Genomic DNA, 1094 nt, shown 5'->3' with positions numbered 1-1094 from the left:
CGGGTTGAGTAGGAAGAGGATATAAGGTATGAAGACAGAAAATTTCTCTCCCCGACAAGCATTAAACAAAGCATTCCTGAGTAGGGATAATTCATGAATTATCCTTACGGAATTATCCCTACGGAATTATCCCTACGGAATTATCCCTACGGAATTATCCCTACGGAATTATCCCTACGGAATTATCCCTACGGAATTATCCCTACGGAATTATCCCTACGATCTGAATTGTTGTTACGGTGATTATAAAATCGGCTCGATTTTTTTCTCAAAACCCTTGACAAATGGCGAGACTTGCTTTAGACTTTTTAGATAATGGGAATCCGTGCGCAAATATATATATAGTTTTTGAGCAAAGATAAGAGAGAAAAAAATAGACTCCAAAACCGGGTTGAGTAGGAAGAGGATATAAGGTATGAAGACAGAAAATTTCTCTCCCCGACAAGCATTAAACAAAGCATTCCTGAGTAGGGATAATTCATGAATTATCCTTACGGAATTATCCTTACGGAATTATCCCTACGGAATTATCCCTACGGAATTATCCTTACGGAATTATCCTTACGGAATTATCCCTACGATCTGAATTGTTGTTACGGTGATTATAAAATCGGCTCGATTTTTTTCTCAAAACCCTTGACAAATGACGAGACTTGCTTTAGACTTTTTAGATAATGGGAATCCGTGCGCAAATATATATATAGTTTTTGAGCAAAGATAAGAGAGAAAAAAATAGACTCCAAAACCGGGTTGAGTAGGAATAGGGATAAAGGTATGAAGACGGAAAATTTCTCTCCCCGACAAGCATTAAACAAAGCATTCCTGAGTAGGGATAATTCATGAATTATCCCTACGGAATTATCCCTACGGAATTATCCTTACGGAATTATCCCTACGGAATTATCCTTACGATCTGAATTGTTGTTACGGTGATTATAAAATCGGCTCGATTTTTTTTCTCAAAACCCTTGACAAATGACGAGACTTGCTTTAGACTTTTTAGATAATGGGAATCCGTGCGCAAATATATATATAGTTTTTGAGCAAAGATAAGAGAGAAAAAAATAGACCCCAAAATCGGGTTGAGTAGGAAG

2 protein-coding genes are annotated in these 1094 nt (G+C 37.1%); both read left to right on the top strand.

From position 1 onward, the window contains the following. Window positions 1-93 precede the first annotated feature (93 nt). Entirely contained in the window at window positions 94-243 is a 150-nt protein-coding gene (locus O9334_RS20880) for a hypothetical protein (protein WP_159291492.1), read from the top strand. A 237-nt stretch (window positions 244-480) separates the two neighbouring features. Beyond that, entirely contained in the window at window positions 481-675 is a 195-nt protein-coding gene (locus O9334_RS20875; RefSeq protein ID WP_288002271.1) for a hypothetical protein, read from the top strand. Window positions 676-1094: the final 419 nt, after the last annotated feature.

It is taken from the genome of Microcystis sp. LE19-8.1F (assembly GCF_027531715.1).
Taxonomy (GTDB): Bacteria; Cyanobacteriota; Cyanobacteriia; order Cyanobacteriales; family Microcystaceae; genus Microcystis; species Microcystis wesenbergii_A.
This window is presented reverse-complemented; position numbering and strand designations above follow the sequence as displayed.